At 57.7% G+C, this 17,320-nt stretch carries 20 protein-coding genes and 1 tRNA gene; 10 read left to right on the top strand and 11 right to left on the bottom strand.

The window, feature by feature from the left end:
• Nucleotides 1-57: 57 nt before the first annotated feature.
• Complete coding sequence (locus ACHZCJ_RS13465) at nt 58-810, bottom strand: TlyA family RNA methyltransferase (protein ID WP_321327031.1); 753 nt, start codon at nt 808-810, stop codon at nt 58-60.
• Between the two features lie 149 nt (nt 811-959).
• Between ACHZCJ_RS13465 and ACHZCJ_RS13460 the strand changes: the two genes are divergently transcribed.
• Complete coding sequence (locus ACHZCJ_RS13460; RefSeq protein WP_394700124.1) at nt 960-1,406, top strand: hypothetical protein; 447 nt, start codon at nt 960-962, stop codon at nt 1,404-1,406.
• 304 nt (nt 1,407-1,710) lie between these two features.
• Here the strand turns inward: ACHZCJ_RS13460 and ACHZCJ_RS13455 are convergent, their stop codons facing one another.
• The 5 genes from ACHZCJ_RS13455 to argH are packed head-to-tail and all read right to left on the bottom strand — an operon-like array spanning nt 1,711 to nt 5,923.
• On the bottom strand, nt 1,711-2,184 hold the full coding sequence (locus ACHZCJ_RS13455) for a DUF2721 domain-containing protein (RefSeq protein ID WP_321327029.1): 474 nt from the start codon (nt 2,182-2,184) through the stop codon (nt 1,711-1,713).
• Nucleotides 2,181-2,957: an NAD(P)-dependent oxidoreductase gene (locus ACHZCJ_RS13450; protein ID WP_321327028.1), complete on the bottom strand. Its 777-nt coding sequence runs from the start codon at nt 2,955-2,957 to the stop codon at nt 2,181-2,183. Before ACHZCJ_RS13450 ends, ACHZCJ_RS13455 begins: the two co-directional genes overlap by 4 nt.
• Before the next feature lie 45 nt (nt 2,958-3,002).
• On the bottom strand, nt 3,003-4,262 hold the full coding sequence (gene lysA, locus ACHZCJ_RS13445) for a diaminopimelate decarboxylase (RefSeq protein ID WP_321327027.1): 1,260 nt from the start codon (nt 4,260-4,262) through the stop codon (nt 3,003-3,005).
• A gap of 31 nt (nt 4,263-4,293) precedes the next feature.
• On the bottom strand, nt 4,294-4,545 hold the full coding sequence (locus ACHZCJ_RS13440) for a lipoprotein (RefSeq protein WP_159647489.1): 252 nt from the start codon (nt 4,543-4,545) through the stop codon (nt 4,294-4,296).
• A 1-nt stretch (nt 4,546) separates the two neighbouring features.
• Nucleotides 4,547-5,923, bottom strand: a complete 1,377-nt coding sequence (argH, locus tag ACHZCJ_RS13435; protein ID WP_159648073.1) for an argininosuccinate lyase — start codon at nt 5,921-5,923, stop codon at nt 4,547-4,549.
• 199 nt (nt 5,924-6,122) lie between these two features.
• Between argH and ACHZCJ_RS13430 the strand changes: the two genes are divergently transcribed.
• The 3 genes from ACHZCJ_RS13430 (at nt 6,123) to ACHZCJ_RS13420 (ending at nt 7,863) form a co-directional block, all read left to right on the top strand.
• Entirely contained in the window at nt 6,123-6,539 is a 417-nt protein-coding gene (locus ACHZCJ_RS13430) for a TlpA disulfide reductase family protein (protein ID WP_236554059.1), read from the top strand.
• A 130-nt stretch (nt 6,540-6,669) separates the two neighbouring features.
• A complete protein-coding gene (locus ACHZCJ_RS13425; protein WP_321327025.1) occupies nt 6,670-7,185 on the top strand; it encodes a cytochrome c in 516 nt (171 codons plus the stop codon).
• Nucleotides 7,186-7,203: 18 nt separating this feature from the next.
• Nucleotides 7,204-7,863: a cytochrome b/b6 domain-containing protein gene (locus ACHZCJ_RS13420; RefSeq protein WP_394700123.1), complete on the top strand. Its 660-nt coding sequence runs from the start codon at nt 7,204-7,206 to the stop codon at nt 7,861-7,863.
• Nucleotides 7,864-7,910: 47 nt separating this feature from the next.
• Here the strand turns inward: ACHZCJ_RS13420 and ACHZCJ_RS13415 are convergent.
• Nucleotides 7,911-7,986: transfer RNA gene (locus tag ACHZCJ_RS13415), tRNA-Val, on the bottom strand.
• A 347-nt stretch (nt 7,987-8,333) separates the two neighbouring features.
• Here ACHZCJ_RS13415 and ACHZCJ_RS13410 point away from each other — a divergent pair.
• The gene (locus ACHZCJ_RS13410; RefSeq protein ID WP_268893913.1) at nt 8,334-8,456 is read left to right on the top strand and encodes a hypothetical protein; all 123 of its coding nucleotides are present in this window, start codon (nt 8,334-8,336) and stop codon (nt 8,454-8,456) included.
• Nucleotides 8,457-8,520: 64 nt separating this feature from the next.
• On the top strand, nt 8,521-9,957 hold the full coding sequence (gene dnaA, locus ACHZCJ_RS13405; RefSeq protein ID WP_394700122.1) for a chromosomal replication initiator protein DnaA: 1,437 nt from the start codon (nt 8,521-8,523) through the stop codon (nt 9,955-9,957).
• A 28-nt stretch (nt 9,958-9,985) separates the two neighbouring features.
• Here the strand turns inward: dnaA and ACHZCJ_RS13400 are convergent, their stop codons facing one another.
• From ACHZCJ_RS13400 to mutM, 3 genes are all read right to left on the bottom strand, one after another.
• On the bottom strand, nt 9,986-10,645 hold the full coding sequence (locus tag ACHZCJ_RS13400) for a DUF4136 domain-containing protein (protein WP_321327023.1): 660 nt from the start codon (nt 10,643-10,645) through the stop codon (nt 9,986-9,988).
• Nucleotides 10,646-10,898: 253 nt separating this feature from the next.
• Entirely contained in the window at nt 10,899-11,159 is a 261-nt protein-coding gene (gene rpsT / locus ACHZCJ_RS13395) for a 30S ribosomal protein S20 (RefSeq protein WP_159647477.1), read from the bottom strand.
• A gap of 112 nt (nt 11,160-11,271) precedes the next feature.
• Nucleotides 11,272-12,084 carry a bifunctional DNA-formamidopyrimidine glycosylase/DNA-(apurinic or apyrimidinic site) lyase gene (gene mutM, locus ACHZCJ_RS13390; RefSeq protein WP_321327022.1) on the bottom strand — a complete coding sequence of 271 codons (813 nt, stop codon included), beginning with the start codon at nt 12,082-12,084 and terminating at the stop codon, nt 11,272-11,274.
• Between the two features lie 105 nt (nt 12,085-12,189).
• On the opposite strand from mutM, the gene ACHZCJ_RS13385 reads away from it, so the two are divergent.
• Together ACHZCJ_RS13385 and ubiB are read left to right on the top strand one after the other, a co-directional pair.
• Nucleotides 12,190-12,930, top strand: a complete 741-nt coding sequence (locus ACHZCJ_RS13385) for a class I SAM-dependent methyltransferase (RefSeq protein ID WP_321327021.1) — start codon at nt 12,190-12,192, stop codon at nt 12,928-12,930.
• Nucleotides 12,931-12,943: 13 nt separating this feature from the next.
• Entirely contained in the window at nt 12,944-14,503 is a 1,560-nt protein-coding gene (gene ubiB, locus ACHZCJ_RS13380) for a 2-polyprenylphenol 6-hydroxylase (RefSeq protein WP_159647471.1), read from the top strand.
• Nucleotides 14,504-14,505: 2 nt separating this feature from the next.
• On the opposite strand, the gene ACHZCJ_RS13375 is transcribed toward ubiB, so the two are convergent.
• Nucleotides 14,506-15,492 (bottom strand): hypothetical protein, encoded by a 987-nt coding sequence (locus ACHZCJ_RS13375; RefSeq protein ID WP_321327020.1) that lies wholly within the window; start codon nt 15,490-15,492, stop codon nt 14,506-14,508.
• 124 nt (nt 15,493-15,616) lie between these two features.
• Between ACHZCJ_RS13375 and ACHZCJ_RS13370 the strand changes: the two genes are divergently transcribed.
• Complete coding sequence (locus tag ACHZCJ_RS13370; RefSeq protein WP_321327019.1) at nt 15,617-16,873, top strand: bifunctional phosphopantothenoylcysteine decarboxylase/phosphopantothenate synthase; 1,257 nt, start codon at nt 15,617-15,619, stop codon at nt 16,871-16,873.
• Entirely contained in the window at nt 16,873-17,319 is a 447-nt protein-coding gene (dut, locus tag ACHZCJ_RS13365; RefSeq protein WP_159647465.1) for a dUTP diphosphatase, read from the top strand. The genes ACHZCJ_RS13370 and dut overlap by 1 nt, the downstream gene beginning before the upstream one ends.
• Nucleotide 17,320: the final 1 nt, after the last annotated feature.

Here is a 17,320-nt window from a genome sequence, read left to right as displayed (position 1 = left end):
AACAGTACCAATGACAAGCGGTGCGGTTCCAAAAGGTCGGCAAAAACGGCCCGCTTCCTATTTTGTTGCCCCGATAAGAAACTCTACATTGCCCTTAGGACCAGTGATCGGGCTTTCGGTAATTCCGAGAATGTCCCAGCCCGACGCAATCAGCCAGTCCCTCACTTTATCGCAGGTCGCCAGCCGGACCGCTTCGTCCCGAACGACGCCACCCTTGCCGACATCCTGACGCTCTGCCTCGAATTGCGGTTTTATCAACGCCATCAGAATCGCCTTATCGCCGGCAAATTCGAGCGGTCGCTCGAGCACTTTAACCAGTGAAATAAAACTCGCATCGCACACGATGATATCGACTGTTTCCGGAATATGCTGATCGGTGAGAACGCGGGCGCTGGTTTGCTCGTGGACCACGACCCGGTCATCCTGCCGCAGCTTCCAGGCCAGCTGGTTGGTGCCGCTGTCCACAGCATAGACCTTTGCCGCTCCACCGGTGAGCAGAACGTCGGTAAAACCACCGGTGCTGCTGCCGACATCCATCGCGGTCATCCCGGACACATCAATGTCAAAATGCCGCAGTGCGTGATCCAGCTTGATGCCGCCCCGCGAAACCCACGGATGGTCCTTGCCTTTGACTATAATCGCCGCATCACCGGCTATCTTTTGTCCCGGCTTGTCGATTTTCTTGCCATTCACCGTCACCAGACCGGCCATGATATAAGCTTGCGCCCTGGCCCGGCTTTCGGCGAGGCCGCGATCCGTCAATATCTGGTCGACGCGCTGCTTGGCGGCTTTGGGATTGGACTGGCTCATGGGAAATCAGGACTAGCCTAGCGTCATGCTTTTGGCCATATTCCTTTGTCATGAGAATCATTTCATCCCCGCTTAGTTTTTCAATCGCTGTGCTGACACTGGCGGCCTGTTCTTCCGCACCGCCGGAACCAGCACCGGCGCCAGAGCCGGTGAAGCCTGTCTCAAACCCTGCGGCGCCCCAGCCTCCGGCGCAGCCTCAGGGCAACTGGACAGACTGGCCAATCACCACGGGCGACTGGGTCTATCGGAAAGACGAGCGCGGATCACTGGCATTATTCGGGGCAACCGACGAGCCTGCGACCGTGATGATCCGTTGCGATCGACCGCGCGGGCAAATATTCCTGTCCCGTGCTGGAGCAGTGGGCAATGGTGCCAAAATGGTGTTGCGCGCGAGCGCCGGCCTGCAATCCTATCCCGCCAAGAGTAGCGGGGGAACGCCGCCTTATGCTGCAATATCGATATCGCCCGGCGATATCATGCTGGACCGCATCGCCTATAGCCGTGGGCGCTTTGCCATAGAAACCACGGGTCTCAAGTCTATCGCAGTCCCGGCATGGCCGCAATTCAGTCGTGTTGTCGAGGATTGTCGCCGCTGAACGGCTCGGCGTCAGGCCGGAACGCGCAATTGTGACAGCAAAATAAATTAATTCAAGACTTGTTCGGAAACCGGCGTTGATTCACATTTACAGCGTCGAACAGCGGAGAAGTATCAATGCAACAGTTCGTATTTCATTCACAAGCGAAAGGAGGTGGTCCGATGTCTCATGGTTCAGCACAGGGGTCGGAAAAATCCGTTCGGGGGGCCAATCTGATCTAGCGGTCAGGCAACCCGGCAGCGGCACTTCCTACCGCTGACCCATGTTCAGAGGCTGTTGGTCCGAAGGGATCGGCAGCCTCTTTTCATTGCCCGTTATCCGCTCTCTCGAGATATTCCTCGCGGATCATGAAGTCGCGGACCCCGATCCGCACTTCCCGCAGAAACTGGACGAGAGCCATGGAAAGCAGACTGATCGCAACGACAAAGGCACTCGCGATCGCCAGCGACAGATCAATCCCGGTTAGCTCCATGACAAACAATATGCCGATCAGCGCGCAGGCCGTGATCGCGCTGACAACGCTCAGGAAAATGGCGCTGTTGACGACCCTGAGCCGCACCTGCAGATCGCCCAGTTCGGCAACGACAAGCTCGTGCTCTTTCCCGGCTGTCGACTTGAACAGTTCCTGCAGATCGCGCGACCGGTCGATGATCCGCGCCAGACGGCCGGCAAACAGGTTCAGCATGGCTCCGATACCAACCAGCAAGAATGCAGGAGCCAGAGCGGTTTGAAGCACCGTTACGATATTGGCATTGGCGATTTCGGAAATTCCGTTCATCTTTTCATCCGTATCCGCAAGGTCAGCCCCCCTATAGGCGTTTCATCCCACAATGTCAGGGCGAAACGCCCGGCATCTGCCCGTGCACGGTCGAGTACAGCCTCCGGCACATCCGCACTTGCAAAAATCTGGTCGGCCTGCCCCAGCCAGCGCGCCTGGCGCAGGGTCAGATCATCGGGATCGATGCTTGCCAGTTCCAGATCGATGACTTGCGAGCGCGCCTCGCCATGCGGCTGGTCCAGCCATGCTTCCAATTCTTCCAGATCATGCTCGACCAGCGCGTCAAGTCGACCGCCCGGATCGAGAACAGCGTCTATCGCCTTGCGTCGCGCGCTGGCCTCCGGCCACCTTTGCTGGATCCGTTCCCGCTGCGCCAGCAAGCCATTTGCCAGAGTCCCCAGACTGGCCGGTAGCAGCTGCTCCAGCCGTTGCCGCAACGCCTTGGCCAGTCCCGCCGATGCACCGCCCGTGCCTAGCGCCAACAGCACCGGATCACGATCGATGATCGCTGGCGTGGTATAATCGCAAAGCGCCGACCGGTCGACCGCGTTGACCAGCAAACCTCTGGCTTTCAGACGCGCTACTGCTGCGATCGCTTCGTCATCATCTTCCAGTGCAACCACCGCGAGCACCAGCCCTTCGGCATTTTCATCGTCGGTGATCGTCGCGCCGGCGCGTTGATAGAGACGCCGTTTCGCATCGGCCATTTCCCCGCTACCGAGGAGAAGGATCTTGCGACCCTTTAAATTGACGAAAATAGGCAACTGGTTCATCGCATTCACCTATGTAAGCCGATCCGCCGTTAGCGGATGCGGGGTTCATTTCAGCCAGTCGGGCACGTGCTCCGCTGCCATGATGGTCGCCGGTTCGATCCGCTCGGCGACCACGGCATAGCGGTCGCCATCAACCAAAACTTCCGGCACCAGCGGCCGGCTGTTATAGGTATTGGCCATGGTTGCACCATAAGCACCAGCCGTCCGGAATATTCCGAGATCGCCGGTTTCGACGCGATCTACCGTGCGTTCCTTGGCAAAAATATCGCTGCTTTCGCAAATCGGCCCAACGATCGATGCCACCATCGTTTCACCGCGGGGCTCCACCGCTGCAAAATCATGCCAGGCGTCATAGATCGCAGGCCGCATCAGATCATTCATCGCTGCGTCGACAATGACAAAATCGCTATCCACACCCGGTTTTATCCGGATGACCCTGGTGATCATGATGCCGCTGTTCCCGGCAATCACCCGGCCCGGCTCGAACATCAGGGTGACATCCCAATGCCGGGTAACCCGCGCGACCATGGCGCCATATTCCGCCGGGCTCGGCGGATTGTCTTCCGGCTTGTAAGGCACGCCCAAGCCACCGCCTAAGTCGACATGGGAGATGATGTGACCGGCAGCCCGCAACTGCTCAACCAGTTCGCCTATTCTGGCATAGCATTTTTCAAGCGGGTCGAGGCTCTGCAACTGGCTGCCGATATGCACGGCAACACCGCGCAGGTTCAGCCCTTCGAGCCTGGACAGACGCGCGTAGATATCCGGCGCGACGTCGATCCCGACCCCGAATTTATTCTCTTTCTTGCCGGTCGAGATTTTCGCATGGGTGCCGGCATCGACATCGGGGTTCACCCGCAGCGTTGCCGAGGCTTTCTCTCCACGGGCAGCCGCGATTTCTGCGAGCATCACGCCTTCTTCTTCCGATTCGAGATTGAACTGGCCGATGCCCTTTTCGAGACCCAGTGTCAGCTCTTCACGGCTTTTGCCAACACCGGAGAAAACAATGTCTTTCGCCTTCATGCCAGCCGCCAAAGCCCTCTGCATTTCACCGCCAGACACCACATCCGCGCCATAGCCCTGATTGGCCAGGATCCGAAGCACCGCGAGATTGGGATTTGCTTTCACGGCAAAGGCCAGATGGATTCTGCCCGCGTCTTTCAGCCCCTCGCGGAACACTCGCGCGTGACGTTCAAGTGTCGCGCGCGAGTAGACATAGACCGGCGTGCCGACTTCCTCGGCAATTTTCGGCAACGGAATATCTTCCGCGTGCACAACGCCATTCTTGAGCTGAAAATGGTCCAATTGATAATACTTTCAAATATTGGGGGGAAAGTTAGCCAGGTGGCGGAAGATCGAATTCGTCATCCTGCCGTTTTTCCGACCGCCGTAACAATTCGTCGCTCCGTTCCGGCATTGCCTGACTCGATGGTACCAGCAAGTCCTCGCCGCTGGGCGTTTCCATTTCACCATAGACCGGAGGAGGCAGGGTTTCGCCCTTGGCCGGTTGCAATGCGCCGCGATTACCGCAGGCAGTCAGAATCACGGCCGCTCCCGCCAGCAACAGAATCGAACGAATTTTGCTCATTTCAGCTCTCCGGGCCCAGTGTTTCTCTGGCCTTTGCAACCTGCAGCCTTACTTGATCCGGCGCCGTGCCACCATAGCTGGATCGGCTGGCCACGGAAGCATCAACGCTCAGCACGTTGAAAACGCCTGCATGGATCCGGTCGTCGATGGCCTGAAATTGCTCGAGCGAAAGATCGGCGAGGCCGCAGCCTTGCTCTTCTGCCAGCGAAACCACGGCACCGGTAACATGATGCGCTTCGCGAAACGGCAATTTGGCTTCGCGGACCAGCCAGTCGGCAAAATCGGTTGCAGTCGAGAAGCCGGATTCGGCCAGAGCGCGCATCCGGCTCCCGCTGAATTCCACTTCGGCGACCATTCCCGTCATCGCGGCGATCGACAGGCCGAGCAAATCATGCGCTTCAAACACCGGTGGCTTGTCGTCCTGCATATCTTTCGAATAAGCAAGCGGCAGACCCTTCATCGTGATCACTAGCGCATTCATCGCACCGGCAATCCGTCCACAATGGCCGCGAACCAGTTCGGCCGCATCGGGATTGCGTTTCTGCGGCATGATCGAGGAGCCGGTCGAAAAACTGTCCGGCAGTTTGACGAAACCGAACGGCTGGCTCGCCCAGATGACGAATTCTTCCGCCAGCCGAGAAAGGTGCAGGCTGCACTGGGTTGCCGCCATCAGATAATCGAGTGCGAAATCCCGGTCGGACACCGAATCGAGGCTGTTGCCGGTCGGATGATCGAAAGCCAGCATCGCCGCCGTTTTCTCGCGATCAATCGGGAAGCCGGTTCCCGCCAGCGCTGCCGCCCCAAGCGGCGATTCATTCATCCGCTTCCGCGCATCGGCAAACCGGGAACGGTCCCGCCGGATCATTTCGTAATAGGCCATCATATGATGGCCAAGACTGACCGGCTGGGCCGATTGCAAATGGGTGAAGCCGGGCATGATCATGTCCGCATGTTCTTCGGCGCGATCCACCAGAGCCTTTTGCAGACTTCCCAGCGCGTCATCGACCATATCCATGGCTTCGCGGACCCAAAGGCGGAAATCGGTCGCGACCTGATCGTTGCGGGAACGCGCCGTGTGCAGCCGGCCCGCCACCGGACCGATAATTTCAGCCAGCCGCGCTTCCACGTGCATATGAATATCTTCGAGATCGAGATTCTCGGGCACCCCGTCTTTTTCATATTCCTGAGCAATCTGGTTCAGGCCGTTGATGATCTGGGTCGCGTCATCGGCTTCCACGATGCCTTGTTCCGCCAGCATCGCAACATGCGCCAGACTTGCGCGGATATCGTGCCGCCATAATTTCTTGTCGAACGGGATGGACGCGTTTATCTCGCGCATGATTGAGGAAGGGCCATCGGCAAACCTGCCACCCCACATGATATTGGAATTTTTTGTGCCTTTTGTGATGCGAACCGTCCTGTTCATGCTTTTGCTGATTAACTTAGCGGCCTGCGATAGAGAATCGAACGGACCGGGGCAAGAATTTGCTGACAGCAAAAGCGGGGAATCAGGCGAGCCTGGCGAAAGCGGCAAGACAATGGTCGGGAAGCTGGATATCTCCCGGCGGGGTACAGCCATGATCGACACCCCTTTTCAGGCTCCCGACGGAAGCACCGTGCAACTAAGCGACTTCATCGGCCAACCGTTGCTGGTAAACATCTGGGCGACCTGGTGCGGACCGTGCATAGTGGAGATGCCCATGCTGGACAATCTGGCGGCTCGCGAAAAATCGCGGCTCAAGCTACTGGTGGTGTCGCAAGACATTCAGGGCAGGGAAAAGGTCCTCCCGTTTTTCGAAGACCGGAATTTTACGGAGCTTGAACCCTATATCGATCCGGAAAATGGCCTGAGTTTCGGTTTTGGCTCTGGCGTCATGCCGACCACCGTTCTCTACGACGCGCAAGGCAAGGAAGTCTGGCGAGTCATTGGGGCAATGGATTGGGATGGCGCCAAGGCCGCCGCCTTGCTGGAAGAAACTCTGGCGGAAAACTGATTGCTCGCCCCCGCAAGCGCTACTTGGTGAACAAGCGAATCAAGGCGTTGGCGGCACCTGCAACGTAGAACTGATTGTATTTACACCGAACGCCGTTATTCTTCGACACCACTGCCTAAAGGAGAACGTAATGAAGCCTCGCAAAACTCATATGATACTGCCCGCAATCGCTGGACTGGCGCTACTGTCAGCCTGTAGCCAGAATGCGGACACGGGTCCGGTGTCCGACACTTCCGACGTTGAGCTTGCCAATGGCCTTACCGTGAAGGAACAGATCGAGACGCGACAAGCGCAACTCAAGAAAATAGGCAAGGCCTTCAAAACCATCAGCGATCAGTTGCGGGCGAGCAGCCCTGATCTTGCACAGATTCAGGCCGCCGCTGCAGCCGTACCGACGGAAGCGGCGAACATGATTGATTGGTTTCCCCAAGGAACCGGCCCCGACTCGGGCGTGGAAACGGAAGCGCTTCCGATCATCTGGGAAGATAAGGATGATTTCGACAGCAAGGTAGTGGCGATGCAGGACGCAGCCGCGAAACTGGAAACAGCCGCACAGGGTGGCGATGTCGAGGCAGTGGCCGCCGCTTTCAAGACAACGGGTGGCACGTGTAAAGCCTGCCACGACAAATATCGGTTGGACGACTAGCCCGCGATGACAGTGGATATGCCGCGCATTCTGGTCTGGGATGTGGCCGTCCGGCTTGTCCACTGGCTGATGGTGATTCTCGTGCCCCTGCTCTGGTGGACCGCGGAAGAGGGCCATATGGACTGGCACAGAAGTCTGGGCCTGACCATGTTCGCTCTGGTCCTCTTTCGTCTGATTTGGGGGCTGGTCGGAACTTGGACAGCACGCTTCCTGCCTATGATTCGCAGGCTGGGGTCGCTAAAATCTTATCTCGCGCATTTGCGGACCCGGAAATATAGCCCAAGCTTTGGCCACAGCCCGCTTGCTGTGCTCGGCGTCTTTGCGCTGCTGACGGCCCTCGCCACCCAGATCGCGACCGGATTGTTCGCCGTAGATGTCGATGGACTTGAATCGGGGCCCCTCGCCATTCTGATATCCTTCGATACCGGAAGGCAGCTGGCGGAAATCCACGAGTTCAATTTCAATCTGCTGGCGATTCTGATCGGACTTCATATCTCTGCGGTTGCGGTCTATCATTTTCTTTTCAAAGCAACTCTCGTTGGACCGATGATCACCGGCTACCGGTTGCGCGCTGACTTTCCAGAGCAGACGTTACCGGAAAACCGGCCGCGGCTTGTGCCAGCGATCGTTGCAGTTGCGCTGACGCTAGGCTTCGTTGTCGCAATATTGAACTTTTGATAACGTGAATCGCACGAGCGAACCATCACCGGCTTCTATCGGGATGATGGTGGGCGATGACGGGCTCGAACCGCCGACATCTTCGGTGTAAACGAAGCGCTCTACCAACTGAGCTAATCGCCCCCATGACAGGATGCCTATCAGCATCGTCGAGGTCAGGCGAGCGCCATTGCCAAATCCCGACGCCTTTGGCAAGCCCAATTGCAGGGCTTGGCAAACAAGATGCTCCGGAACAGATTTTCCATGCCGGCTTGCCATGATCATTTCGTCATTAACCAGAACCCTAGCTGACTCCGCGATTCGCAAGTTATACATCCTTATCCACAGCATATAACTTATATATATCAGTGTGTTAAAAAGATTTTTAGCAAAATCCACGGCTTGCCGCTGTCAATCGTTATATTTCATTTTTTTTACAGGAGCGCCCTTGATCGACTCATGCAGAGGGGCTTACTAAGAAGGCTCGGCTGATGGCTGCAATCGCCATATCAAAGCCTAATTGGAAAATAGAGATCATCGTTGAAAACGCGTTTTCAGCAACGCACATTTGTGCCCGATTGATTCCCATGGCTGGGGAAATTGAAGGCTGCTGAATTCTGGATCTGCGGTCAAGTATCGGCGTCGGGATCGCGCGCCAAACGGGGATGTTGTCGGGGGATGCTAGTGAGTAAGAATATAGAAGGCCGGGATAGCGGACTGTCGGTTGACGCCGCTGTTGCGGATGAGACTGTGATTTCTGGTGATCTGGAAGCCAGCTGGCGCAAGATATGCAGCGGTTTGCGCCGCGATCTGGGCGCGCAGATTTTCGGCCAGTGGATCAAGCCGATCACGCTCGCTCTGTTTGATTCGGGTAACGGATCGTTGCATTTGGAACTCCCTTCGGAATTTGCGGCCACCTGGGTGCGGGACCGCTATGCCGAGCGGTTGCTGCTGGCATGGAAAGCCCATCATCCGGCGGTCACCGATCTGGTGTTCCAGGCACAGTCAGGCTCTGCAAAAATCGCCCGCGTCTCCCCGCTCAATGGCACTGCGGCACCGGCGAGCCGCGAGGCTGTTTCCGAAAGCAAGTTCCGGTTGGACCTCGACCCGCGGATGACCTTCGACCAGTTTATCGCCGGTCACTCGAATATTCTCGCGCTTAACGCCGCGCAACGCACAGCCGCTGCCGAAAAACCGCTGTTCAGTCCGCTCTATCTCCAGTCCTCCACCGGTCAGGGCAAGACGCATCTGATGCACGCCATCGGCCATGCATTTCGCGAAGAATTCCCCTCTTCGACGATCATCTATATGTCCGCCGAACGGTTCATGATCGAATTTGTTTCCGCGATGCGCCGCAACGAGGGCATGGAATTCAAGGCATCGCTGCGCGAAGCGGATCTGCTGATGATCGATGACATCCAGTTTATCGTCGGCAAGAATTCGACGCAGGAAGAATTTCTCCACACGGTCGATTCGCTTATCAGCCAGGGCAAGCGGGTGGTGGTTGCCGCAGACCGTCCGCCACAGGCGCTCGATGGCGTCGACCAGCGCCTCTTGTCGCGGCTGTCCATGGGGTTGGTCGCGGACATCCAGTCTGCCGGCCTCGAACTGCGGCGCGACATTCTCGAGCATCGTCTGGCGAGCATGCCGCACCAGAATGTATCGGAAGAGGTCGTCGATTTTCTTGCCCGTACAATCAGCCGCAATCTGCGCGAGCTGGAAGGCGGACTCAACAAGTTGCTCGCTTATGCTCAGCTGACCGGACGCGAGATCACTCGCGAACTGGCCGAAGAGCAATTGTCGGACATATTGAGCGCCTGCCGCCGCCGGATCACGATTGACGAAATTCAGCGCACGGTTTGCGAATATTACCGGCTTGACCGCAACGAAATGTCATCCAAGCGCCGCGCCCGCGCGGTGGCCCGGCCGCGCCAGGTTGCAATGTATCTGGCCAAGGTGATGACACCGCGCAGCTATCCGGAAATCGGACGCAAATTCGGCGGCCGCGACCACAGCACGGTCATCCATGCTGTGAAGCTGGTCGAGCAATTGCGCGGCGAAGACAGCGAAATGGACAATGATGTCCGGATGCTGCTCCGCCAGCTTGAAAGCTGAACGGCTTTCAAGCCAGCCGGAAGCCGGTCTATTCTTTTTCGGGGGCGATGGATATCCGGACCCGCTCGCCGCTGTTGCCCGGGAAATCGGTAAACATGGCTTCGACCAGATTGGGCACCAGATAGGTCAGATTTTTTGACCGCGACAAGGCCTCGGCCTTGCCTTCGAACAGACGTTCGCCATCGGCAGCACGGTCGATTTTCATGTCCAGCTCGCTGGTATAGACGGTGAAACTGCGGACGCCATTATAGCCGGAAAAACCGTAGCCGCCGTAAAGGAACGGATCGTGGAATCCATAGCGATAGCCAGGACGTCTGTAATATCCGCCGAAACGGGCAGAAGGATAGAACGGGTCGGGATCGGCAACGACTTTCTCGCGCCCCTTGTCAATTTCATAATCCATGCTGACGATCAGCTCTGCCGCAGCAGGATCATCGCTGCGCTGGTATCCGAGTTCGAGCATCTTCTGCTCGACCAGCATCGCATATTGGCCAAACTCCAGGCCACCCGACAGATCGGGATCAGCGGCAACCACGGCGAAACTCTGGCCCGTCGTGTCGGGAAGCGCGACAAAACGCTGGACATCCGCACGAAACGGCGTTGCGCAAGCGGCCAGCGACAATAGTGCGACCGGCGCCAGCGTAGAGAAGCGCCTGCGATTGCAGACATGTTTCGTGAAATTAGTCATGTTTTTTCCTTCAAATTACCCACCATCATGGTGCGCAAGATAGAGAGGCCGGGCTGAACCGGCTTTGAACAGCGACAGATTGACGCCCTGCACCGACTTGGCCCCTTTGGGACCAACAGCACAAGAGAAAACAGGATTTTTAGTCGATCACGAGATCGACATACCGACTATGTGCGATTCGAAGTGTAGTGATCGCCCAAAAGAAAACCCGCCACAATCGGGCGGGTTATTCTGTCTAGACTGATCGGGCTATTTAGAGCGCCGCGACCCGCTTTGTCAGCCGGCTGAATTTCCGCGAAGCCGTGTTCTTGTGATACAGGCCTTTGGAAACACCGCGTGCCAGTTCCGGCTGTACGGCTTTAAGGGCTGCTGCTGCCACGTCCTTGTCGCCGGCCTCGACCGCAACGTCTACGGCCTTGATCTTGGTGCGGATCTGGCTCAGGCGATTCTTGTTGATCGCGGTGCGGCGCGTGTTGCGACGGATACGTTTTTTTGCTTGCGGCGTATTAGCCATGAAAAACCCTCAAAATCTGAAATTAAATGCCGGTACTTGTCGGACAGCTTCCGGCTCAAGAGCGCGGCCAATAGCGTGACAGCTGATTCTCGTCAATAGCTTAGTGAATGGCTTATTTCTGACAATGCGAACAGTAAAAGGTAGACCGTCCGCTATCGACTCGCCGCAACACTGGCGCACCACATTCACAGGCTTCGCCTTCGCGGCCGTAGACCCGCCAATCTTTGGCAAAATATCCCAGTTCTCCGTCCGGTTGCACGAAATCCCGCAGGGATGATCCGCCGGCCGCTATGGCCGCGATCAGAACCTGCTTGATCGCGGCAACCAGCCGTTCGTAACGCGGCTTTGATATCGCGGCGCCCTTTCGGCCTGGAGATATGCCCGCCATATGCAGAGCCTCGCACACATAAATATTGCCGAGTCCCGCAACGGTGCGCTGGTCCAGCAATATCTGTTTGATCGGGGCTTTGCGATCCTTGGTTGCCGCTTTCAGATAGCCACCTGTGAAATCGTCACCCAGAGGCTCCGGCCCCATCGCGACAAATGGCCTGTAATGGCCTAGATCCTCACGGCGAACTATATCCAACGAACCGAATCGGCGCGGATCGTTGAGCGTCAACCGGCGCCCCGATTGTGTTTCGACCAGTAGATGGTCGTGTTTTTCTATGTCTTCGGGATCAATCCGCCAGCGGCCTGACATGCCGAGATGAAAGATCATCACATCACCGCGATCGGTTTCGATCAACCCGTATTTCGCCCGCCGGCCGAGCGAGGTTACCACCGCACCGGTCATCCTCTGCCGTAAATCCACCGGGATCGGCCAGCGCAGATCCGCGCGGCGCGGCTCGACCATCGTCAGGCGCTGCCCCTCTAGCACCGGCCGCAAACCGGCGACGGTCGTTTCCACTTCCGGCAACTCGGGCATGGCATTCCTTTTCTGTTACGGTCCAAAGGGCAGCTATAGAGTGATTGCAGTGCTGCCAAGGCTCGTCTACTCGGGATTTCATAGAATAATCAGCACGGATAAAAAATGGCCATCGAAAGCAAAACCGTCTCATTCGGCTATGAAGAGGTCGAAGAGAGCGAGAAAGTCGCCAAGGTTGGCGCCGTTTTCTCCAGCGTTGCATCCAAATATGATGTGATGAACGACGCTATGAGCGCGGGAACCCATCGCCTGTGGAAAGACCGCTTCGTTCGCCGCGTCAAGCCGCGGGCAGGCGAAACGATTCTCGACATGGCCGGCGGCACCGGCGATATTGCCTTTCGTATGGTTGATAGCGGCGCCGACATCACGGTTGCCGATATCAATGCGGAAATGCTGGCCGAGGGGATCGAACGAGCGCTCGACAAGGACGAGACGCGCCTGGTCTGGAGTCAGCAGAATGCCGAAGACCTGAACTTCCCCGATGCCCATTTCGATGCCTATACGATCGTCTTCGGCATCCGGAACGTCACCCATATCGACAAGGCTTTGGCAGAAGCCCATCGCGTGCTCAAATATGGCGGGCGTTTCTATTGCATGGAATTTTCGCAGACCAGATGGCCCGGCTTTGACAAGGTCTACCATAGCTATTCCCACCATATTCTGCCGAAAGTCGGGAAGCTTTTGGCAAATGATGAAGCCAGCTATCGCTATCTTGCCGAATCGATCGCCAAATTCCCGCCGATGGAAGAATTCCGCGCCATGATCCATGCAGCCGGATTCAGCCAGACCAAAGTAGAGCCGATGATGGGCGGGCTGGTCGCCATTCATAGCGGCTGGAAAGTCTGAGCGCACAGCAGCAATGACCAGTTCCCGCACCCATATATTCCGTCTCCTCAAATGGGGCCGCACGCTCGCCAAACATGGCGCACTCCGCGATCTTGAAAAGCACAAGGCAACGCCGCCGCAGGTCCGGCGCCTGTTTCGCATCGCCCGGATCGGTACGATTCAGCCGAAGGAGCCCAATTATTCAGCAGCCCTGCAAGCCATTGGCCCGGCCGCGATCAAGCTCGGCCAGACGCTGGCGACCCGGCCTGACATAATCGGCGAAGCGGCGGCCCGCGATTTGCTGCAACTGCAGGACAGTCTGCCGCCGGTTCCCTTCGACTCGATTCGCGACGAGATCGAGTTCAGCCTCGGCAAGCCGCTGGACGAACTATACAGTCACATCGATCCCGATCCGGTGGGCGCCGCATCAATCGCCCAAGTGCACCGCGCAACCACGCTTGATGGCAAGGATGTTGCCGTCAAAGTATTGCGCCCCGGCATCATCAAGAAATTTTCCCGGGATATCGAAACCTACGAATGGGCTGCGGCACATCTCGAGGCTCTGGGCGGGGAGGCCGCCCGCCTGCGTCCGCAGCTGGTTATCGCCAATTTCAGGCGCTGGACCATGCGCGAACTGGACCTGCGCCGCGAAGCCGCCAGCGCCTCGGAACTGGCCGAACATATGGCTCAGGTGGATCAATTTGAGATTCCGGCTATCGACTGGGACCGGACTTCGGGCCGGGTATTGACGCTGGACTGGGTTGACGGGGTTAAAATCTCGAACCGCGAAGCTCTGGTAGCGGCGGGCCATGATCTGGATGCAATCGCCAGCCGTCTTGTCCACACATTCCTGAAGCAGGCAATCGAGGCCGGCTATTTTCATGCCGACATGCATCAGGGCAATCTGTTCGTGAAGGCAGACGGCACGATTGTTGCCATCGATTTCGGCATCATGGGACGTATCAACAAAAAAGCCCGTTTCTGGCTGGCGGAAATCCTCTACGGCCTGACCACCGGCAATTACAAACGCGTTGCGGAAATCCATTTCGAAGCGCAATATGTTCCGGATCATCACAGCATGGAGGATTTCGCCACAGCCCTGCGCGCGGTCGGCGAGCCGATGCGCGGCAAACCGGTCAGCGAACTGTCGGTCGGCGATATGCTGGACGGGCTGTTCGCCATCACCCGCGATTTCGATATGGAAACCCAGCCGCATCTGTTGCTGCTGCAAAAGACGATGGTGATGGTCGAGGGCATCGCCACCGACCTCAATCCGACGATCAACATGTGGGATGCCAGCGGCCCCTACGTGAAGGAATGGATCCGCGGCGAACTGGGACCTGAGGCCGCGATCGCCGACCGGATTAATGCGGATGTCGACACGCTGTTGATGCTTCCCGATATCGTTCGTCGGTTAGATGCCCAACTCCCCCGCCAGGGCGGTGCGCCACCACCACCGCCTGTGGCTGATGTCGAATTGATCTGGGAAAAACGGAAAAGAGGCGGAAGCGGAGAATTCTGGCGTTATGCCCTGACGACGGTTGTTGCTGCCGCTGCCGGAGCCGGTGCAGTTTGGCTTTACACTAACGTCTGATTTCACGCCGGTGGCGGTGTGGCCTTGGCGTTCCGCAGCTTGTCTCTCAGATAAAAACAGCCGCCGATTATACCGCTCAGCAGGGCAAGCGCGGCCCACCAGAATTCGAGCAGCAGCTTGGCCATTCTAGTCCAGAAACCCACCTCTTGTTCAGCCTCTGCCCGCTTTTTGGCCCGTTCAGCTCTGGCAATCTCCCGGGCCTCACTTTGCGAGACGGTAACATTGACCCTGATCAGATCGCTCGGATAGCGGTTAAGAATCGTTCCGTCGGTTGCAAGAACAGTGATTTCGGCGGACAAGGGATGAGTGCCTTCCCTTTTCGGAGTGACATCCCAAGCCCACACTTTGCGCCGTGAACGGCCCATCTCGAGATCGACCGGAATATCCGGATCTATGTCGAACGCGCGTCCGGTCAATCTCGCGCGCATCTTCGCGCCAATTTCGATGCCTGCAGTTGCCGCCATGCCCTGGTCACCCGCCAGCGATTTGATGCGCAACTCTTCTTCCTCCGGCCCGATCGCCAGACGGACTTCGCTAGCTTGTCCTTTCACCATGTCGCGCGGCGGATCAAATGCCGCAATCCCCTGATCAAGATCCGCAATCTGATCGCGATAATCCTCGCAGAGTCCGGCCGGAACGCGTTTACGAACATCACCGCACCAGATGGTCTGCACAGGCGAAACATCGACCGACTGCCCGGCAGCATTGCGGATCGGATCTTCTTCCGCCGCTTCACTAACGCCGGTCCTCTCTTCGGCTACGGCATCTGCAGCAGCCTCAGCCGCATCTTCGAAAGCGTCAGCGGCAGCCTCGTCGCTTGCCTCATCCATTGCATCTACAACAGCATCCCCGGCATCCAGAGAGTCTTCCACCGATTCACTGACCGTGACATCGTCTTGCCGATCCGTCCTGTCGGCAGCGCCGGAACATGCCGCAAAAACCAGCATCGGGGCGATAGCGATCGTCGTTATCAGTGATCTGGAATCCATGTCCCGCCTCCCGATGGCAATTTGGAATGCGACCCGCTGTTTTCGTTGTCGGTCAGATATCAAAGGCTGCCGCGATAATCAAATGTGTTGCATGGCGATCAACCAAAATGCAGAAGGCAGCGCTATGCAAAAGCCCAAACATATACTGTTGATAATCGGTGGTGGAATTGCCGCCTACAAGGCAGCGGAGCTTATTCGCCTAATCCGAAAGGCAGGGATGACCGTCCGATGCGTGCTGACGGAGTCCGGAGCACAATTTGTCACGCCGATGACGCTGGCAGCTTTGTCGGAAAACGAAGTGCACACCACGCTCTGGTCGCTGAAAGATGAAGCGGAAATGGGTCATATCCAGCTTAGCCGCGAAGCCGATCTGGTGGTCGTCTGTCCCGCTACCGCAAATTTGCTGGCCAAAATGGCGGGCGGCGTTGCCGACGATCTGGCGACGACCTTGTTGTTGGCAACCGATACACCGGTCATGGCGGTCCCGGCTATGAATGTACGGATGTGGCAGCACGCCGCGACCCAGCGGAATATCGAACAGCTCCGTTCCGACGGGATTCTCGTGATGCATCCGGATGAAGGCGATATGGCTTGTGGCGAATATGGTCCCGGACGCTTGCCGGAACCTGCAGCAATCATGGCGGAAATCGGTGCGATACTGGGATCACAAACTCCGACAGCGCCCGATCCGGGTCAAAACCCGCTCGACGGACAGCCTGCCTTTGCTCCCGACCGGCATCGTCCATTGCGCGGCAAGCATGTGCTGATCACGGCCGGCCCGACCCATGAACCGATCGATCCGGTCCGTTATATCGCCAACCGCTCTTCTGGCCGTCAGGGATTTGCCATTGCCGCCGCTGCCGCAGAAGCCGGCGCACAGGTGACCTTGGTCGCTGGCCCCGTACATCTGACAACGCCTGCTGGCGTCACGCGAATTGATGTCGAGACTGCGGTCGAGATGGAAAAGGCGGTGCACGACGCCCTACCCGCCGATGTTGCTATCATGGTTGCGGCCGTCGCCGACTGGCGCGCAGACAGCCAGTCCGAGCAGAAAATCAAGAAAAAGGGAGCCGCACCTGCACCGCTCAGGCTGACAGAAAATCCCGACATATTGGCCGGCCTGGCGCGCCACCGGCAGCGGCCCAGCCTGCTTGTCGGCTTCGCCGCCGAGACCGAGAATATAGCAGAACATGCCAAGGCAAAACTGGCAAAGAAGGGGTGCGACTGGATTGTCGCCAATGATGTGTCCGGAGACGTGATGGGCGGCGCTGACAATAGCGTTCACATCGTCACCCAGTCGGGCAGCGAGATATGGGATCGCCTTCCGAAACCGGAAGTGGCCCGGCGTATAGTCACCAAAATCAGCGAGGAAATATCCTGATGTTCGAACCCGTCGATATTGCCGTCAAGCGGCTGGACCACGCCGGCGACCTTCCTTTGCCTTCCTATGAAACCAGCGGTTCGGCCGGAATGGATATACGGGCAGCGGAAGATCTCACGATCGCACCGGCCGGGCGGGGCCTGATCGGGTCTGGCTTCGCCTTTGCCATTCCTCACGGCTATGAAATCCAGGTCCGGCCCCGCTCGGGACTGGCGCTGAAAAAAGGGGTCAGCATTCCCAACACCCCGGGCACCATCGACAGCGACTATCGCGGCGAGCTGAAAGTCATCCTGATCAACCACGGCGAGAAGGACTTCGTTGTCCAGCGCGGCGACCGCATCGCCCAGATAGTCGTCGCACCTGTCCAGCGCGGCATTCTCAAAGAGGTTGACCGACTCGACGAGACTGCGCGAGGAGAAGGTGGCTTTGGATCAACGGGAGTGTAGA

Source organism: uncultured Parasphingorhabdus sp., assembly GCF_963677535.2.
Classification (GTDB): domain Bacteria; phylum Pseudomonadota; class Alphaproteobacteria; order Sphingomonadales; family Sphingomonadaceae; genus Parasphingorhabdus.
Note: the sequence above shows the minus strand (reverse complement) of the source record. Positions and strands in the feature narration are given on the sequence as shown.

What these genes read in the sequence shown, in the direction of transcription:
- ACHZCJ_RS13465 (WP_321327031.1), bottom strand. Translation starts at nt 810, where the DNA reads ATGAGCCAGTCCAATCCCAAAGCCGCCAAGCAGCGCGTCGACCAGATA.
- ACHZCJ_RS13455 (WP_321327029.1), bottom strand. Translation starts at nt 2,184, where the DNA reads ATGAACGGAATTTCCGAAATCGCCAATGCCAATATCGTAACGGTGCTT.
- ACHZCJ_RS13450 (WP_321327028.1), bottom strand. Translation starts at nt 2,957, where the DNA reads ATGAACCAGTTGCCTATTTTCGTCAATTTAAAGGGTCGCAAGATCCTT.
- ACHZCJ_RS13440 (WP_159647489.1), bottom strand. Translation starts at nt 4,545, where the DNA reads ATGAGCAAAATTCGTTCGATTCTGTTGCTGGCGGGAGCGGCCGTGATT.
- argH (WP_159648073.1), bottom strand. Translation starts at nt 5,923, where the DNA reads ATGTGGGGTGGCAGGTTTGCCGATGGCCCTTCCTCAATCATGCGCGAG.
- ACHZCJ_RS13430 (WP_236554059.1), top strand. Translation starts at nt 6,123, where the DNA reads ATGATCGACACCCCTTTTCAGGCTCCCGACGGAAGCACCGTGCAACTA.
- ACHZCJ_RS13425 (WP_321327025.1), top strand. Translation starts at nt 6,670, where the DNA reads ATGAAGCCTCGCAAAACTCATATGATACTGCCCGCAATCGCTGGACTG.
- ACHZCJ_RS13420 (WP_394700123.1), top strand. Translation starts at nt 7,204, where the DNA reads ATGCCGCGCATTCTGGTCTGGGATGTGGCCGTCCGGCTTGTCCACTGG.
- ACHZCJ_RS13410 (WP_268893913.1), top strand. Translation starts at nt 8,334, where the DNA reads ATGGCTGCAATCGCCATATCAAAGCCTAATTGGAAAATAGAGATCATC.
- dnaA (WP_394700122.1), top strand. Translation starts at nt 8,521, where the DNA reads ATGCTAGTGAGTAAGAATATAGAAGGCCGGGATAGCGGACTGTCGGTT.
- ACHZCJ_RS13400 (WP_321327023.1), bottom strand. Translation starts at nt 10,645, where the DNA reads ATGACTAATTTCACGAAACATGTCTGCAATCGCAGGCGCTTCTCTACG.
- rpsT (WP_159647477.1), bottom strand. Translation starts at nt 11,159, where the DNA reads ATGGCTAATACGCCGCAAGCAAAAAAACGTATCCGTCGCAACACGCGC.
- mutM (WP_321327022.1), bottom strand. Translation starts at nt 12,084, where the DNA reads ATGCCCGAGTTGCCGGAAGTGGAAACGACCGTCGCCGGTTTGCGGCCG.
- ACHZCJ_RS13385 (WP_321327021.1), top strand. Translation starts at nt 12,190, where the DNA reads ATGGCCATCGAAAGCAAAACCGTCTCATTCGGCTATGAAGAGGTCGAA.
- ubiB (WP_159647471.1), top strand. Translation starts at nt 12,944, where the DNA reads ATGACCAGTTCCCGCACCCATATATTCCGTCTCCTCAAATGGGGCCGC.
- ACHZCJ_RS13375 (WP_321327020.1), bottom strand. Translation starts at nt 15,492, where the DNA reads ATGGATTCCAGATCACTGATAACGACGATCGCTATCGCCCCGATGCTG.
- ACHZCJ_RS13370 (WP_321327019.1), top strand. Translation starts at nt 15,617, where the DNA reads ATGCAAAAGCCCAAACATATACTGTTGATAATCGGTGGTGGAATTGCC.
- dut (WP_159647465.1), top strand. Translation starts at nt 16,873, where the DNA reads ATGTTCGAACCCGTCGATATTGCCGTCAAGCGGCTGGACCACGCCGGC.